15 protein-coding genes are annotated in these 16,965 nt (G+C 72.9%); 9 read left to right on the forward strand and 6 right to left on the reverse strand.

The annotated features are described in order from the left end of the window. Positions 1-94: 94 nt before the first annotated feature. Together J7E93_RS09930 and rsmH are read right to left on the reverse strand one after the other, a co-directional pair. Positions 95-619, reverse strand: coding sequence for a septum formation initiator family protein (locus J7E93_RS09930; protein ID WP_215067632.1), 525 nt, complete (start codon positions 617-619; stop codon positions 95-97). A 151-nt stretch (positions 620-770) separates the two neighbouring features. After that, complete coding sequence (rsmH, locus tag J7E93_RS09935) at positions 771-1,730, reverse strand: 16S rRNA (cytosine(1402)-N(4))-methyltransferase RsmH (RefSeq protein WP_215067523.1); 960 nt, start codon at positions 1,728-1,730, stop codon at positions 771-773. 401 nt (positions 1,731-2,131) lie between these two features. On the opposite strand from rsmH, the gene J7E93_RS09940 reads away from it, so the two are divergent. The 4 genes from J7E93_RS09940 (at position 2,132) to J7E93_RS09955 (ending at position 7,641) form a co-directional block, all read left to right on the forward strand. After that, positions 2,132-2,680 carry a carbonic anhydrase gene (locus J7E93_RS09940; RefSeq protein WP_215067525.1) on the forward strand — a complete coding sequence of 183 codons (549 nt, stop codon included), beginning with the start codon at positions 2,132-2,134 and terminating at the stop codon, positions 2,678-2,680. A gap of 145 nt (positions 2,681-2,825) precedes the next feature. Then, a complete protein-coding gene (locus tag J7E93_RS09945; RefSeq protein ID WP_215067527.1) occupies positions 2,826-3,845 on the forward strand; it encodes a MoxR family ATPase in 1,020 nt (339 codons plus the stop codon). After that, entirely contained in the window at positions 3,845-5,221 is a 1,377-nt protein-coding gene (locus J7E93_RS09950) for a DUF58 domain-containing protein (protein WP_215067529.1), read from the forward strand. The genes J7E93_RS09945 and J7E93_RS09950 overlap by 1 nt, the downstream gene beginning before the upstream one ends. Then, complete coding sequence (locus J7E93_RS09955) at positions 5,218-7,641, forward strand: DUF3488 and transglutaminase-like domain-containing protein (RefSeq protein ID WP_215067531.1); 2,424 nt, start codon at positions 5,218-5,220, stop codon at positions 7,639-7,641. Before J7E93_RS09950 ends, J7E93_RS09955 begins: the two co-directional genes overlap by 4 nt. A gap of 199 nt (positions 7,642-7,840) precedes the next feature. On the opposite strand, the gene J7E93_RS09960 is transcribed toward J7E93_RS09955, so the two are convergent. The 3 genes from J7E93_RS09960 to J7E93_RS09970 all read right to left on the reverse strand — a co-directional run bounded on the left by J7E93_RS09960 (position 7,841) and on the right by J7E93_RS09970 (position 9,970). Next, the gene (locus J7E93_RS09960; protein WP_215067533.1) at positions 7,841-8,245 is read right to left on the reverse strand and encodes a DUF3040 domain-containing protein; all 405 of its coding nucleotides are present in this window, start codon (positions 8,243-8,245) and stop codon (positions 7,841-7,843) included. Positions 8,246-8,550: 305 nt separating this feature from the next. Then, complete coding sequence (locus J7E93_RS09965; RefSeq protein ID WP_215067535.1) at positions 8,551-9,339, reverse strand: methyltransferase; 789 nt, start codon at positions 9,337-9,339, stop codon at positions 8,551-8,553. Between the two features lie 76 nt (positions 9,340-9,415). Beyond that, entirely contained in the window at positions 9,416-9,970 is a 555-nt protein-coding gene (locus tag J7E93_RS09970; RefSeq protein WP_215067537.1) for an SAV_6107 family HEPN domain-containing protein, read from the reverse strand. 167 nt (positions 9,971-10,137) lie between these two features. Here J7E93_RS09970 and J7E93_RS09975 point away from each other — a divergent pair, with 167 nt between their 5' ends. The 5 genes from J7E93_RS09975 to J7E93_RS09995 all read left to right on the forward strand — a co-directional run bounded on the left by J7E93_RS09975 (position 10,138) and on the right by J7E93_RS09995 (position 16,138). Then, positions 10,138-11,013 (forward strand): ATP-binding cassette domain-containing protein, encoded by an 876-nt coding sequence (locus tag J7E93_RS09975; protein ID WP_215067539.1) that lies wholly within the window; start codon positions 10,138-10,140, stop codon positions 11,011-11,013. Then, on the forward strand, positions 10,985-13,072 hold the full coding sequence (locus J7E93_RS09980; protein WP_215067541.1) for a YhgE/Pip domain-containing protein: 2,088 nt from the start codon (positions 10,985-10,987) through the stop codon (positions 13,070-13,072). The genes J7E93_RS09975 and J7E93_RS09980 overlap by 29 nt, the downstream gene beginning before the upstream one ends. A 68-nt stretch (positions 13,073-13,140) precedes the next feature. Next, positions 13,141-13,749, forward strand: coding sequence for a TetR/AcrR family transcriptional regulator (locus J7E93_RS09985; protein ID WP_215067543.1), 609 nt, complete (start codon positions 13,141-13,143; stop codon positions 13,747-13,749). A 336-nt stretch (positions 13,750-14,085) separates the two neighbouring features. After that, positions 14,086-14,715, forward strand: coding sequence for a DUF4126 domain-containing protein (locus J7E93_RS09990; RefSeq protein ID WP_215067545.1), 630 nt, complete (start codon positions 14,086-14,088; stop codon positions 14,713-14,715). A gap of 10 nt (positions 14,716-14,725) precedes the next feature. Further along, positions 14,726-16,138: an NAD(P)/FAD-dependent oxidoreductase gene (locus J7E93_RS09995; RefSeq protein WP_215067547.1), complete on the forward strand. Its 1,413-nt coding sequence runs from the start codon at positions 14,726-14,728 to the stop codon at positions 16,136-16,138. A 7-nt stretch (positions 16,139-16,145) separates the two neighbouring features. On the opposite strand, the gene J7E93_RS10000 is transcribed toward J7E93_RS09995, so the two are convergent. Next, on the reverse strand, positions 16,146-16,946 hold the full coding sequence (locus tag J7E93_RS10000; protein ID WP_215067549.1) for a hypothetical protein: 801 nt from the start codon (positions 16,944-16,946) through the stop codon (positions 16,146-16,148). Between the last annotated feature and the right edge of the window lie 19 nt (positions 16,947-16,965).

Here is a 16,965-nt window from a genome sequence, read left to right on the forward strand (position 1 = left end):
GGCTGGGTGGGGCGGCCGGCGGCGGGCCGGGGACGCGCGGGCCGGGCGGGGCCGGGCACCTGGCGGCGCGGGGGCTCCTTGGGAGGCACTTCGGTCACCTGCCGGAGGTCGTCGGGGCGGGCGCGGTCGTGGCGGTCGCCGCCGGCGTCTCGGGCGTGTCCTGGAGGGTGCCGCCGGCCGTCTCGTCGATCGGGGGGTCCAGGGGCGGCGGCGCGGACGAGGAGACGGGCGGGACCGCGGGCGGTGCCACCGGTGGTGCTGCCGGTGGGATCGGCGGCTCGGTCGGCGCCGGGTCGGGCTCGAACACGGCGGCCTTGGAGGGCTCGCCGCGAACCGTGCCGTCGGGGTCGAGGAAGGCGGGGCTGCCGCCGGGGACCATGCCCAGCTCGCGGGCCCGCCGCTCCAGCGCGTCGGGCGCGGAGTGGTCGTCCACGTCCCGCTGGAGGGCCTGCTCCTGGTCGGTCAGCTCGGTGGTCCGGTTCTTGAGGTCCCGCAGCTTGAACGAGCCCTGGTTGAGGGCGGAGTTCAGCAGCAGGAGGGTGATGAGACCGCCGCCGAGCAGCACCACGACGAGCAGCACGAAGGGGGTCCGGGCGGCGGTGCTGGGCCCCGACGGCATGAACCGCCCGAGCCGCGCGGCCCTTCCTTTGAGCGGCCCGTTCGTCGTCACCGTTCGCCCCCGATCCCTTCTCCGCCCGCGAGGCACCGAGGCGCGGGCACCGTCACCGTCCGCGGCTCGGCGGCCTCGTGCGTCACCCTCCGCGCCTCGCTCACGAGGGCTCGTCCTCCCGGATGCGCTGCGCTCCTCGGAGACGGGCGGGCGCGGCGCGGCGGTTCTCCGCGACCTCCTCCTCCGTGGGGAGCTCGGCACCGCGGGTGAGCAGCTTCAGCCGCGGCTGGTAGCGCTCGGGGACCACCGGCAGGCCGGGCGGGGCGGTGGTCGCCGCGCCGGCCGCGAAGACCTGCTTGACCAGCCGGTCCTCCAGGGAGTGGTACGACAGGACGGCGATCCGGCCCCCCACCGCGAGCGCCTTCACGGCCGCCGGGATCGCTCGCTCCAGGACGGTCAGCTCGCCGTTGACCTCGATGCGCAGGGCCTGGAACGTGCGCTTGGCGGGGTTGCCGCCGGTGCGCTTGGCCGCCTGCGGGAGGGAGTCGCGGATCAGCTCGACCAGGCGGGCGCTGTTGGTGAACGGCTCCTTCTCGCGCTCGCGCACGATCGCGGAGACGATCCGCTTGGCCTGCTTCTCCTCGCCGTACGCCCTGAGGATGCGGACGAGTTCGCCGGGCGGGTACGTGTTGAGGACCTCCGCGGCGCTGACCCCGGTCGTCTGGTCCATGCGCATGTCGAGCGGGGCGTCCTGCGCGTACGCGAAGCCGCGGTCGGCCTCGTCGAGCTGCATGGAGGAGACGCCCAGGTCGAAGAGGATGCCGTCCACCTTGGAAAGGGAGAGCCGGTCGAGGACCTCGGGCAGCTCGTCGTAGACGGCGTGGACGAGGGTGGCGCGCTCCCCGTAGGGGGCGAGCCGCTCACCGGAGAGGCGCAGCGCCTCCTTGTCCCGGTCGAGGGCGACGAGACGCACCTCGGGGAACCGCGTGAGGAGGGCCTCGCTGTGGCCGCCCAGACCCAGGGTGCAGTCGACGACGACCGCTCCGGGGCGCTCCAGGGCCGGGGCCAACATGTCCAGGCACCGCTGGAGCATCACCGGGACGTGTCGGTCGTTGCTCAATGCGCCCTCTCAGATTCGGCGCGGCCGGTACGTACCACCGGGTCCCCGCCCGCTCGCTGAAGGGGAAGCGACCGGCCGGCGCCGCCAAGGGGGCGCATCGGCCGGCCGGCGAGCGGGAGGAGGCCGAGCCGTACGTACCGCCGCACACGCGGGGGAGAAACTGGGGAAACCGCTCAATGTCTCCGTGAACTTCGCGTCACTTTAGTCCACCGGACCCGGCGGTCAATCAACCGGCTGGCGCGTCGCGCGGGCCACCGGAGAGAGTGGGGCGAACCGGGCACCTCGCCCGTATGGGCCTGGCTTTCTCCTGCCTGTGGGTTACCTCACAACAAGGCTCATTGACGTTCTTTGTCCACTCTCACAGCGGGCCCCGACGCCTTGTGCCCATTACCTTCATAGACATGTCGACCTCTGCGCACCCCTCTGCCGACACCGCCAACGCCATACGTACCCGCGGGACGGTCACCGACCGGCTCGTCGAGGCCAATGAGCGCTATGCCGAGCGCTTCACCGACCCGGGGATGGACGCGAAGCCCGTCCTGAACGTCGCCGTGGTCGCCTGCATGGACGCCCGTCTCGACCTGCACGCCGCCCTCGGCCTCGAGCTTGGCGACTGTCACACCATCCGTAACGCCGGCGGTGTGGTCACCGACGACGTGATCCGCTCCCTCACCATCAGCCAGCGGGCTCTGGGGACGCGCAGCGTCGTGCTCATCCACCACACCGGCTGTGGCCTGGAATCGCTCACCGAGGAATTCCGGCACGACCTGGAGATGGAGGTCGGCCAGCGTCCCGCGTGGGCCGTCGAGGCCTTCCGGGACGTCGACCAGGACGTCCGGCAGTCGATGCAGCGGGTGCGGACCTCGCCGTTCCTGCTGCACACCGACGACGTCCGGGGCTTCGTCTTCGACGTGACCACGGGTCTTCTCCGCGAGATCGACCCCGCCTGATCCGGCAAAACCCGGCATAACACCCGCACTTGTCCACAGCCAAGTGACACGACCCGGCCACGGCAACAAGAATGCTCGGGTGACACCCCCCGGAGCGTGCGCGGGGGCAGGTGTCGGTGTTTTCGGAAGGGCCGAGGAGGGCCGGGTGACGACCTATGACGATCGAGCGAGCCTCACAGATCTGACCACCACAGCGGAGCGTGTCCGCAGGTCGGTGGAGGGTGTGATCGAGGGCAAGCCTGAGGTCGTACGGCTTTCGCTGACCGTGCTGCTCGCCGAGGGACATCTTCTGATCGAGGATGTCCCCGGCGTCGGCAAGACGATGCTGGCCAAGACGCTGGCGCGGTCCATCGACTGTTCGGTGCGCCGGATCCAGTTCACGCCCGACCTGCTGCCGTCGGACATCACGGGCGTGTCGATCTTCGACCAGCAGCGGCGGGACTTCGAGTTCAAGCCGGGCGCGATCTTCGCCCAGATCGTGATCGGCGACGAGATCAACCGGGCCTCGCCGAAGACGCAGTCGGCGCTCCTGGAGTCCATGGAGGAGCGGCAGGTCACCGTCGACGGGAACACCTACGAGCTGCCGAGCCCGTTCATGGTGGTGGCCACGCAGAACCCCGTGGAGATGGAGGGCACGTACCCGCTCCCCGAGGCCCAGCGCGACCGCTTCATGGCCCGCGTCTCGATCGGCTACCCCAGCCCCGAGGCCGAGCTGCAGATGCTCGACATCCACGGCGCGGTCAACCCGCTCGACGACCTGCAGCCGGTCGCGCACGCCCATGACATCGTCAAGCTGATCGACGCGGTGCGCGCCGTGCACGTCGCCGACCCCGTGCGCCGGTACGCAGTGGACATCGTCGCCGCGACCCGTCACCACGCGGATCTGAGACTCGGCGCCTCGCCGCGCGCCACCCTGCATCTGCTGCGCGCCGCGAAGGCCTCCGCCGCGCTCAGCGGCCGCGAGTACGTCCTGCCGGACGATCTCCAGGCCCTGGCCGTGCCGATCCTCGCCCACCGGCTGCTGCCGACGGCGCAGGCCCAGCTGAACCGGCGCACCGCCGAGCAGGTCGTCCTGGACATCCTGCAGCGCACGCCCGTCCCCGCCGCGGCGCCGCCCGCCGGCCCGCTCTACGGCCAGCAGCAGCCCGGCATCCGGCAGCTGTGATGACGACCGCCGCCGCCGCGCCGGGGCAGCGGGGCGACGACGACCGGGACGCCCGGACCGGTGACGACGGGGGCGGCCTGCGGGCCGCCCTGGGCGGGCTCACCACCCGCGGCCGGTCCTTCCTGGCCGCCGGTGTCGCCGCCGCGGTCTGCGCCTACGTCCTCGGCCAGGGCGATCTGCTGCGCGTCGGGCTGCTGCTCGCCGTGCTGCCGCTGATCTGCGTCGGGGTGCTGTACCGCACCCGCTACCGGGTCGCCGGCAGCCGCCGGCTCTCCCCGCACCGGGTGCCGGTGGGCTCCGAGGCCCGGGTCCATCTGCGGATGGACAACGTCTCGCGGCTGCCCACCGGGCTGCTGATGCTCCAGGACCACGTCCCGTACATGCTCGGGCCGCGGCCCCGGTTCGTCCTGGACCGGGTCGAGGCGGGCGGGCGCCGCGAGGTGTCGTACCGGGTCCGCTCCGATCTGCGCGGACGCTTCCCGCTGGGCCCGCTCCAACTGCGGCTGAACGACCCGTTCGGCATGTGCGAGCTGACCCGCTCCTTCAGCGCGTACGACATGCTCACCGTCGTCCCCCGGACCGAACCGCTGCCGCCGGTGAAGCTCGCCGGTGAGGCGGCGGGGTACGGCGACGGCCGGCAGCGCTCGCTCGCGCTGGCCGGGGAGGACGACGTGATCCCGCGCACCTACCGCCACGGTGACGATCTGCGCCGGGTCCACTGGCGCTCCACCGCCCGCTACGGCGAGCTGATGGTCCGCCGCGAGGAGCAGCCCCAGCGGGCTCGCTGCACGGTGCTGCTCGACACCCGCCGCATCGCCTTCCAGGGCGCCGGCCCCGACTCCGCCTTCGAGTGGGCGGTCTCGGGCGCGGCCTCCGCCCTGGTGCACATGCTGGAGCGGGGCTACTCCGTCCGGCTGCTCACCGACACCGGCAGCGCGGTGCCCGGCGAGGGCGCCGAGGGCTTCGCCGGTTCGTCCCAGGACGCGGCCGAGGCGGCCGGGATGATGATGGACACCCTCGCCGTGGTCGACCACTCCGACGGGGCCGGCCTCTCGCGCGCCTACGACGTGCTGCGCGGCGGCAACGAAGGCCTTCTGATCGCCTTCGTCGGCGACATCGACGAGGAGCAGGCGGCGGTGGCCGCCCGGATGCGGCAGCGCAGCGGCGCGGCCGTGGCCTTCGTCCTGGACAGCAGCACCTGGCTGACGGGGAGTGCGGTCGCCGGTGCGGTCGAGAAGCGGCTGCGACAGCTGCGGGAGGCCGGATGGACGGCGCTGGCCGTGCCCCCGGGGGCACGGCTCGCGGAGCTGTGGCAGCAGGCCGGCGGAGTGCGCGCGGAGACCACCGCGGGCGAGACATACGGAGGTTGGTCATGAGCGGCCGCGCGCGGCTGACGCTGGGCGCCTTCGCCGCCACGCTGCTGGCGGCGGGTGCGCTCCTTCCGCTGGTGAAGCCGGCGACGTGGATCTTCACCGCCGCGATCCTGCTGGCGGTGCAGAGCGGGGCCGGTGTGCTGACCCGGCGGGTGCCGCTGGCCCGAGCGCTGACGATCGCGGCGCAGGCCGTCGTGACGCTGCTCGCGCTGACCTTCGTCTTCGCCCGGGAACAGGCGGTGCTGTGGTTCCTGCCGGGGCCGCAGGCCTTCGGGCACTTCGGCGCGCTCTTCCAGGCGGGCGCCGACGACATCGGGAAGTACGCGATCCCCGCCCCCGACACCGAGGGCATCCGGCTGATGGTGGTCGGCGGCGTGCTGGTGATCGGTCTCCTGGTGGACACGCTCGCGGTGACCTTCCGCAGCGCCGCCCCCGCGGGCCTGCCGCTCCTCGCGCTGTACTCGGTGGCCGCAGGTCTCTCCGACGGCGGCGCGAGCTGGCTCTGGTTCCTGCTCGCCGCCTCCGGCTACCTGCTGCTTCTGCTGGCGGAGAGCCGGGACCGGCTCTCGCAGTGGGGGCGGGTCTTCGGCGGTGCGCCGCGGGCGGGCGGGAGCACGGCTTCGGGCGCGGCCGGCGGTGGGCAGGCGCTCGCCCCGGTGCGGACCGGCCGGCGGATCGGTGTGGTCGCCATGGGTGTGGCGCTGGTGGTCCCCGCGGCGCTGCCCGCGCTGAGCGGCGGTCTCTTCGGCGGTCCGGGCGACGGGCCGGGTGAGAGCGGCAAGGGCGGCACGATCTCGGCCGTGAACCCGCTCGTCTCTCTCCAGGAGAACCTGCGCCAGCCCGAGGACCGCGAGGTGCTCCGGTACCGGACCAACGCCACCGACACCAGCGGGATGTATCTGCGGCTGGTGGCGCTCGACCAGTTCGACGGCACCTCGTGGAAGTCGTCGGTCCGCCCGATCCAGGACGTTCCGGAACGGCTGCCGTCGCCGGACGGCCTCGACCGGCAGGTCCGTACGACGGAGGTGACCGGCAATTTCCTCGCCTCCACGACGTACGAGCAGAAGTGGCTGCCGATGCCCTACCCGGCCGTCAAGGTGGAGATCGACGGCCGCTGGCGCTACGAGCCGGCCGGGCGGATGCTCGTCGGCGACAACAAGCAGAACACCCGGGGCGCCCGCTACACGGTGACCAGCCTGGACGTACGGCCGACGGGCCCTCAGCTGGCGGCGGCGCCGCCCGCGCCGCCCAAGGTGTTCGCCGAGTACACCCGGGTTCCCGACTCGCTTCCCCCCGATGTGAGGTCGACGGCGCTGGCGGTCACGAGGGGCGCGCGCAACGACTACGAGCGGGCCGTGAGGCTCCAGGACTGGTTCGCCCGGGACGGCGGGTTCCGCTACGACGTGGAGGTCGAGTCGGGTACGGGCGTCCAGGCGATCTCCCGCTTCCTTCAGCAGAAGGAGGGCTTCTGCGTCCACTTCTCGTTCTCGATGGCGGCGATGGCACGATCGCTGGGCATACCGGCCCGGGTGGCGGTCGGCTTCATGCCCGGCACCCCGCAGTCGGACGGCACGATGTCGGTCGGCATCCGGGACGCGCACGCCTGGCCCGAGCTGTACTTCGAGGGCGCGGGCTGGATGCGGTTCGAGCCGACGCCGACGCGGGGCTCCACACCGGACTACACCCAGCCGCAGACCCCCTCGGGTACGGCGTCCGGCTCCGCCCAGCCGGAGACCAGCGCCTCGGCGGCGCCGTCGGCCGCGCCGAGCGCCTCGGACAGCTGCCCTCCGCAGCTGCGCCGCCTGGGCGAGTGCGGCCCCGACGAGGCAGCCGGTGGCGCCTCGTCCGGCGACGACGGGCCGAATCCGCTGATGGTGGTCCTGATCTGTCTGGGTGTGGCGGTGGTGCTTGTGCTGCCTCTGCTCCCGCTGCTCTGGCGGACACGGGTACGGGCGCGGCGGCTCGGTTCCCCGGGCCGTACCGTCGAGGACGCGGTGGCCAGGACCCTGGCGGCCTGGCAGGAGATCAACGACACCGCCTGGGACCACGGGGTCCTGCCGGACGAGTCGCGGACGCCTCGGAAGACGGCGGCCCGGATCGTCCGCCTGGGCGCCCTGGACGGCGAGGCGGCCAACGCGGTGCACCGGGTGGCCCGGTCGGTCGAGCAGGTCCTCTACGCGCCGCAGCCCCGCCCGGGCGGCGGCCTGGTGGAGGAGGTCGCCCTGATCAGGGCGGGCTTCGACCGGGCCGCGGGCCGCTGGGCCCGGCTGCGCGCGCTGCTCGCGCCGCGCTCGTCCGTCCGGGTGGTGTGGGCGGCGTCGGCCCGCTGGACGGCCCTGACCGCCCGTTGGGCGGCGACCCGCCATGAGGTGACCGCCCGAGTGACGGCGGCTGTGCGCCGCCCGTCCCGCGAGCGGGTCTGACCGGCCCGCCCGTCCCGTCCGTCGGTGGTCACCCGTCCCGCCGGGCGGGACGGGTGACCACCGACGGGGTTGCGTGGGAGCGCCCTTCGCCTGGGCAAGACTTCGCGGCACACGACGAGCCCCGCCGGCCGCGCGTCATGACGCGGGCCCGCGGGGCTCGGGGTCGTGTACAGGGGTCGGGCCCCTGTTCAGGGCGCCGTCAGCGGCCGCCGCCCTGCTCGTCCCGGCGGCGCTGCCACCGTTCCTCTATGCGGTTCATCATCGAGCGGCGCTGGCGGGCCTGTCGGCCACCGGCCGCCGCTCCGCCTCTCGCCTGCTGCTGCTCGCCCGGCTTGGGCGCCTTGCGCCATCCGGTGACCGCCAGGACCGCGCAGCCCAGCATGACGAGGAACCCCACCACGCTGATCCAGATCTGCTGAGCGACCATTCCAGCCATGAGGAGCGCGATACCCACCAGGAAGCCGGCGACTGCCTGGTAGACCCGTCGCCGGGTGTACGTACGCAGTCCGCTTCCCTCGAGCGCTGTCGCGAACTTGGGATCTTCGGCGTACAGCGCTCGCTCCATCTGCTCGAGCATTCGCTGCTCGTGCTCCGAGAGCGGCACGGAGTCCTCCTAGTCGTCGGTCGCGGGGGCGACCGGGATGCGGCCCTTTCAGGATAGGCAGGGAATCGCCCCCGTGAAACCCGCCCTCAACGCCAAATCGCCAATCCGGGCCGCCATGCGGTTCGGTTGCTGAGGCGTTGATTCCCCAGCGCCTTGCCGGTCATGCCGGATGGTGTCCCCCGATCATACGGGGCGAAGTCCTCGATCGGGGGGCCTGTGGCGTACTCCATGTGCGGCTGCGCCGCTGCTCAGCACGGTGGACGCCCCGTCCCGCCCCTCGCCCGTACGGTGCCGCCGGGCGGGTGTCAGGCGCGCTTCTCGCCCAGGACGTGCAGCTGGGTGGCGATCGCGTGGAAGGAGGGCAGCTCGGCGGCGGCGGCCTCCAGCTTGAGCAGCGCCTCCGCGGCGCCGGGCTCGGTGTCCACCAGGACGCCGGGGACCAGGTCGGCGAAGACCCGGACGCCGTGCACGGCGCCGACCTCCAGGCCGGCCTCGCCCGCCAGCTCCGCGAGCTGGTCGGCGGTGAAGCGCCGCGGCACCGGGTCGCCGTCGCCCCAGCGCCCCGCGGGGTCGCCGAGCGCGGTCCGCGCCTCGGTGAAGTGACCGGCCAGCGCGCGGGCGAGGACGGCGCCGCCGACGCCCGCGGCCAGCAGGCTCAGCGCGCCTCCGGTGCGCAGCGCGGCGACCGCGTTCCGTACGCCCTCGGCCGGGTCGTCGACGTACTCCAGGACGCCGTGGCAGAGCACCGCGTCGTAGCCCTCGCGGCCGACCACCTCGAACAGGCCGCGGATGTCCCCCTGGACCCCGCTGACCCGGTCGGCGACGCCGGCCTCTGCGGCCCGGCGCTCCAGCGCGAAGAGGGCGTTCGGGCTGGGGTCGACGACGGTGACCCGGTGGCCGAGGCGGGCCACCGGCACCGCGAAGTTGCCGGAGCCGCCGCCCGTGTCGAGGACATCGAGGGTCTCTTTCCCGGTGGCCTCGACCCGGCGGTCCAGGGCGTCCTTCAGGACGTCCCAGACGACGGCGGTACGAAGGGAGGCGCGCGACGGGCGCGACGACGTCTCCCGACCGAAGACGGGGGAAGGGTCCGACACGGCTGTTGACTCCTCGGTGACGGTGCACGAACGCCTCCCACCCTATGGCCTCGGGCGCCCTGCCCAGCTCACGTCCTCACCCCGTGGCCTCGGCCGCACCGCTCTGCCGGGGCAGCACGGGCTGCAGGACGAGGAGCCGCTCGACCAGGCGCAGGAACATCGCGGCGTCCCGGAGGAGGTCGTCGGCGTCCCGGTGGGTCGCCGCGCCGGGTATGCCCGCCTCGGCCCGGGCCCGGCGTCCGGCTCCGGAGGCGAACAGGGCGCTCCACTCGGTCAGCTCGGGCGCTATCTCGGGGAGCACCTCCCAGGCGCTCCTGATCCGCGCCCGCTTACGCGGGTTGTTCTCGGGCCTGCCCCGGGCCGCGAGCACGGCCGCGGCGGTGCGCAGCGCGGCGAGGTGGGCGGTGGCGTACCGCTCGTTGGCCACGTCGAGCGTGGCGGCCTCGTCGAGGCCGCTGCGGGCCTGGGCGAGCAGATCGAGCGCGGCGGGCGGTGCGGAGGAGCGGCGCAGCACGGGGTGGACGTCGGACGCGGGTCCGGGCAGTGCGGGGGCGGGGCGGCCTCCCCCATGGCCTGCGGTGTGGGAGGAGCCCCCGGTGCGGCGTCGGGCTGCTGCGGAGGAGCTGGCCATGACGAGCCTCCTGTCGTCGTGTGACGGCGCTGTGTCCGTATGTGTCCATCGTGGAGGGCACCACTGACAATCCGGCTGACCTGGCCTTTTGCCTCGATCGCCGGTTCGGGGGTAAGTTTTTGCACTGACTGGTCAGTTCAAAAACTGGGGAAAGTGGGGGTGGGTCCGTGGAAGCGCACTCGGAGGAGCCGCACGGCGCCGCCGTCGTCGCGGACGGATTCGGGCTGAAGGGGCCGCGCGGCTGGGTCTTCCGCGAGGTCGGCTTCCGGGCGGAACCGGGCTCGCTCGTCGCGATCGAGGGACCGTCCGGCTCGGGCCGTACCTGTCTGCTGCTCGCGCTCACCGGCCGGATGAAGCCCCACGAGGGCCACGCCGAGGTCGCCGGGCTGCGTCTGCCCCGCAAGATGGCGGCGGTGCGGCGGATCAGCGCGCTCGGCCCGGTGCCCGGGGTCAGCGATCTCGACCCGGCCTTCACCGTCGCCGAGCACCTGCGCGAGCGCGCCCTGCTCCAGCGCCGCTACGACGGATCCGTCCGAGCCCTGATGCGTCCCCCCGCCGAGCGGGCGGCGACGACGCGGGCCCGGATCGAGGAGGCCCTGGAGGCGGCCGGGCTCGACCCGGCCGCCCTGCCGAAGGCCGAGCGGACCTCCGTACGGGATCTGGAACGGCTCGAGGCCCTGCGCCTGTCCATCGCCCTCGCCCTGATCGGCCGGCCGAGGCTGCTCGCCCTGGACGACACCGACCTCAAGCTCTCCGACGGCGACCGGGCCGAGGCGTGGAGGCTGCTGCGGTCGATCGCCGACGCCGGCACGACCGTGCTCGCCGTCTGCAGCGAGGCGCCGGAACACGCCCTGTGGATCACCACCGGCCCGGCCGGGGGAGAGACCGCGCAGGACGACACGGCGCAGGACGACACCACCCCGGAGGCCACCACCCCGGAGGCCACCGCCGAGGGCGACACGACCCACGACGACGACACCACCCAGGAAGACACCAACGAGGAGGGGGCGGCCGATGCGCTCGCCGAAACTGGCCGCGCTTGAGCTGAAGCGGTTCGGCAGGGGGAAGCTGCCGCGCGCCGCGCTCGTCGCGATCCTGCTGCTGCCGCTGCTGTACGGCGCGCTGTACCTCTGGTCCTTCTGGGACCCGTACAGCAGGCTGGACCGGATACCCGTCGCGCTCGTCAACGACGACCGGGGCGCCACCGCCGACGGCAAGAAGATCAACGCCGGTGACGACATCACCGACGGCCTGCTGGAGAGCAAGGTCTTCGAGTGGCACGAGGTGAGCGACGCCGAGGCGCGCGCGGGCGTCGAGGACGGGACGTACTACCTCTCCCTGACCATGCCGGGCGACTTCAGCACGCGCATCGCCTCCAGCTCCGGCGACGCCCCCGAGACGGGCGCCCTGCAGGTCCGTACGAACGACGCCAACAACTACATCGTCGGCCAGATCTCCCGCACGGTCTTCTCCGAGGTGCGCACCGCCGCCTCCACCAAGTCCTCCCGTTCGTTCCTCGACAAGATCTTCATCTCCTTCTCCGACATCCACGACGCCACCGCCAAGGCCGCCAAGGGCGCCGGCGAGCTCAAGGAAGGCGTGGACAAGGCCAAGAGGGGCTCCAAGAGCCTGGCCGACGGCCTGAAGGACGCCAAGAAGGGCAGCGGCGACCTGGCCACCGGGCTGAAGAAGCTCGACAAGGGCGCGGGGGAGCTGGAGACCGGCTCCCGGCAGGTCGCGAACGGCACCCAGGCGCTCGCCGACAAGGTCAACGGCAAGGCCGCGAAGATCCGTCCGTATCTGAAGAACAACGGCAAGACGATCGGCGACACCGCCCGGCTGGTCGCCGACTCCGCCGCCGCGGTCCGGCACAACCTCGACGACCTGGTCAGGCGCGCCCCGGTCGCCCGCAGCGCCGCCCACGTGGCCGACGACAAGCTGGAGGCGCTCCACCGCAAGCAGTGCGTGGACAACCCGCTGCCGGACCCCACGACCTGCCCGGCCCTCAAGGAGGCCAAGGTCACGGCCGACGACGTGGCGAAGATCGCCGACGACCTGCACGAGCTGACCAAGGACAGCAACGGCGACCTCAAGGAGCTCGACGGCCGGCTCGCCACCCTGCAGAAGCAGGCCGAGGACCTGCACAAGGCGGCGCCGAACCTGGAGGAGGACCTCGACGGCGCCGTCAAGAAGATCAACAAGCTCAACACCGGGGCCCAGAAGGTGGCCAAGGGCGCCGACGAGCTCCACACCGGTCTCACCAGCGCCAAGACCGGCTCCACGAACCTCGACACCGGCATCGGCAAACTCAAGAAGGGCGCGGGCGACCTCGACGGCGGCCTGTTCAAGCTGGCCGACGGATCGGGCGAGCTGGCCACCGGACTGAGCGACGGCGTCACCAAGATCCCCGACTACGACAAGCAGGACCGCGACCGCCGTACGGAAGTCATGGCCGACCCGGTCGAGCTGGCCTCCCAGTCGCTCCACAAGGCGCCCAACTACGGCACCGGCTTCGCCCCGTACTTCATCCCGCTCTCCCTGTGGGTCGGCGCGATGGTGGCGTACATGCTCATCCAGCCGCTCAACCGGCGCGCCCTCGCCGCCGGCGCCTCCGCCTGGCGGATCGCGCTCGCCGGCTGGCTGCCCGTCGCGGCGATCGGACTGCTCCAGGTCGCGGCGCTGATGTCCGTCCTGCACTGGGGGCTCGGCCTGCAGATGGCCAGGGCCGCCGGGACGATCGGCTTCCTCGCGCTGGTGACCTGCTGCTTCGCCGCGATCATCCAGTGGCTCAACGCCCGCTTCGGCGCGGCGGGACGGATCCTGGTGCTCGCCGTCCTGATGCTCCAGCTGACCTCGGCGGGCGGCACCTACCCCGTGCAGACCAGCCCGGGCTTCTTCAACGCGATCCATCCCTTCCTGCCGATGAGCTACGTCGTCGAGTCGCTGCGCCGGCTGATCACGGGCGGCGGGATCGGGCCGGTCTGGCAGGCGGTCGCCGTGCTGGCGGCGTTCACGGTGGGGGCGCTGGCGCTGACGGCGGTCTCCGCCCGGCGCAAGCAAGTGTGGACGCTGGACCGGCTGCATCCGGAACTGTCGCTGTGACATCTCCGAGACCCGTGACACGTGCCGGACCGGCGGTCGGGCCTGCGAGACCTGTGAGAATCGAGCCCATGGACAGCAGCAGCACCAGACGCCGGGCCACGCGCGCGAAGCTCTACGAGGCCGCCGTCACCCTCATCGCCGAGCAGGGCTTCTCGGCGACGACGGTGGACGAGATCGCGGAGCGCGCGGGTGTCGCCAAGGGCACGGTCTACTACAACTTCAAGAGCAAGACCGAGCTCTTCGAGGAGCTGCTGCGGCACGGCGTCGGACTGCTCACCGCCTCGCTCCGGGAGGCGGCCGAGGAGACGGCGGAGCGGGGCGGCAGCCGGGTCGACGCGCTGGACGCGATGATCCGGGCCGGTCTGCTCTTCATCGACCGGTATCCCGCCTTCACGCAGCTGTACGTCGCCGAGCTGTGGCGTACGAACCGGGCCTGGAACGAGACCCTCCTGGTGGTCCGTCAGCAGGCGGTGGCCGTGGTCGAGGACGTACTGCGCCAGGGCGTGGAGGCCGGCGAGCTGAGCGAGGAGATCGACATCCCCCTCACGGCGGCGGCGCTGGTCGGGATGGTCCTGGTGGCCGCCCTCGACTGGCAGGCCTTCCAGCGCGAGCGCTCCATCGACGATGTGCACAGCGCGCTGTCCCGCCTGCTGCACGGCCGCGTGAGCGGCCGCTAGCAGCCGCCGCTCCAAAAACGGAAGACGCCGGTCCGGCGAGGCTCGATCCCCCCGAGCCTCGCCGGACCGGCGATTCTTCTCCCGCACCCCGTGACACATCCCCCGTGTCCCCGTGCGGGTCCCCCGTGCACCCCCGTGCCGGCAGGTGCACGACCCCGTTCCGCCGCCCCGTGTCGGCGGGTGCGGAGCCGTGCCCCTTCCGTGGTCCCCACTCTGCCGTCTGCGCAGGTCACGGCCCATCCGCGTACCTACTCATCTGTGGGCATGAGTACGGATACTCAGGGGTCCGTGCCAATGCCCACCCGGGCGCGGCGCCGGCTGGTTACGATCGCGTCCGTGTCCGTACTCCCCCTGGTCTTCACCAGCGGCTGGGCGAGCGGGATCAACGCGTACGCGGTGGTCCTGCTGTTCGGCATCTTCGGCGCGACCGGGCTCACCGACGAGGTGCCCGAGTCGCTGCAGCGCACGGACGTCCTGATCGCCGCAGGGGTGCTGTTCCTCTGCGAGGCGGTGGCGGACAAGATCCCCTACGTCGACTCCGTCTGGGACTCCGTCCACACCGTGATCCGGCCGGTCTCGGGGGCCGTGGTCGGCGCCCTCCTCGCAGGGCAGTCCGGTTCCCTGCCGGAGCTCGCCGCCGGCGCGGTCGGCGGCTCGACCGCCCTGATGAGCCACTTCGTCAAGGCCGGGACGCGGATGGCGATCAACACCTCGCCGGAGCCGTTCTCCAACGTCGCCATGAGCACGGCCGAGGACCTCGGGGTCGCCGGAATCGTCACCTTCGCGATCTTCAACCCGGAGGTGGCGGCGATCATCGCGGCCGTGCTGCTCGTGCTCGGCCTGCTGATACTGGGCTTCCTCGCCCACCGCATCCGCCGCTTCCGGCGCCGCAGGGCCCAGCGGCGCGAGGAGCGGCGGATGGCCGTCGCCGAGGCGCCCGGCCGGCCCCGGAGCCCCGGCGGATAAAGTCCCTGACATGGGACGGATCGTGGTGATCGGCGCCGGGATGGGCGCCATGGCGGCGGCCGCACGGCTGGCCGTGGCGGGCCACCGGGTGGTGGTGTACGAACGCACGGGGACGTACGGCGGCGCGGTGCGACGGTTGGAGCGCGACGGGTTCGCCTTCGACACCGGCCCCGGTCTGCTGCACCTGCCCGCCGTGTACCGCGATCTGTTCGTCAAGACCGGCAGGGAGCCGCTGGAGGACCGCGTCGAGCTGACGCAGGTGGATCCGGCGAGCCGTCATGTGTTCGCGGACGGGACCACCGTCGATCTGCCGAACGCCTCGCGCGCCGGCACGATCTCCGCCCTGGACGCGGCTCTCGGCGCGGGCGCGGGCGAACGCTGGGGCGACTTCATGGTCCGGGCCCGCGAGGCCTGGGACCGCACCCGGCGCCCGCTCCTGGAGGAGCCGCAGCCGGAGGACACCTCGGCGCTCGCCCGGGAGCCGTACCCGGCCCTGAAGGCGGGGTTCCTGCGGCGTCCGACGACCACCTTGGCCCAGGTCGGGGCGCGCGAGCTGCGCGACCCCCGCCTCGCCGCGCTTCTCGACTCCTACGCGTGGTCCTACGGCTTCGACCCGTCCGCCGCCCCGGCGTCGGCCGCCGTCCTGCCGTACATGGAGCAGACCTTCGGCACCTGGTACGTGAAGGGCGGCATGCGGGCCCTCGCGGACGCGGTGTACGAGCGGTGCCGAGAGCGCCGGGTCGAGTTCGTCTTCGACGCCCCCGTCGCCGAGGTGGTGGAGAAGGACGGCCGGGCGACGGGAGTCCGGCTGGAGGGCGGCGAGGTCGTGGAGGCGGACCACGTCGTGGCGGGTGCGCCCGTGCCCGCGCTCTACCGGGACCATGTGGTGGCCCAGGGAGACCGGTTGGACCTGACGGGCCGTATGACGGTCTGTCTGGCCCTGCGCGGAGCCCGCGAGGCGGACGCGGTGCACCGCACCGTCGTCCACGCGACCGCGAGCCGGCCGACCGTGACCGTGTTGCGGCCGGACGACCCCGCGCTGCGCCCGGACGACGCGCACGAGTCGGTGACGGTCTCCGCGACGGTGCACCTGTACCCCGAGTACGACTGGACCGAGATCGCCGAGGAGATGGTCGCCGCGGCGGAGCCCGTCGTTCCGGGACTCCGGGAGCGGCTGCTCCGGCAGGAGGTCCGCACCCCGGAGGACACCCTGCGGGAGACGGGTACCGCCGAGGTCCCCGGCCCGGCGCTCGCCGGTGGCTCAGGTGCGTACCTCCCCGCCGCCAACCGCTCCCCGCTGCCCGGCCTGCACTTCGCCGGCGGCTGGTCCCACCCCGGCGGCGGGCTCGCGCACGCCGGCATGTCCGGCGCCCTCGTGGCCGGGCTGATCGTGGAGGGCGCCGGCTTCCGGGGTTCGCAGTAGGCCGGGATCAGTACCGGTACTGCTGGTCGTTGCCGTAGCCGTAGTACTCCTGGCCCGGCTGCTGGGGCTGTTCGGCGGGCTGCTCGGCGTCCCGCTGCTGGGGCACCCACACCCCGCCGGGCGGCGTGTCGTAGGTGTACGAGGCCGCGTAGGGGTCGGCGTAGGGCTGCTGGCCGCCGGTGCCGTAGTCGTACGAGGTGTACTGCTGGCCGTCGGTGCCCGGGCCGATGTACGGGTCGGAGTAGGCCGCGTACTGCTGCTGACCGTTGCCGTAGTCATAGGCAGGCTGCTCGTATCCGGGCGCGTAGGCGTCGTATCCGGAGGCATAGGCGGCGTCATAGGCGGGCTGCGCCTCGGGCTGGGCCTCGGCGTGCGCGTACGAGGGGTCGTAGACGCCGTACTGGCCGGTCTCGTCCGGCAACGGCTGCGGCTCGTAGATAGCCGTGGTCTCGGCGGGCGAGGGCTCCACCGGCTCGTAGGAGAGGTCCGTGACCTCCAGGGTGGGGCCGGTCTCGGCCGGCGGGGCCGACCTGCGGCGGCGGCTCGCGCCCGGGTTACCGCCGATCGCCCAGCCGGTGGAGAAGCCACGGCGGAAGGACAGGGTCACATAGGTCTGTCCGACGGCGAAGGCGAGCGCCCCCGCGATGATCACGGCGACCGAGGGCAGCAGAACGCCGAGGACCACCCCCAGGAAGCCGCAGAAGGCGAGCACGCGCCAGCGCAGCCTCGCTTTGTACTGCAGGAGCACCTCTCCCAGCAGCCACAACGCCACGACACCGAACGCGATGTAGAGGACCGTCCACCCCATGCCCGCCCCTCTCCTACGG

This window comes from Streptomyces sp. ISL-36 (assembly GCF_018614205.1).
Lineage (GTDB): Bacteria > Actinomycetota > Actinomycetes > Streptomycetales > Streptomycetaceae > Streptomyces.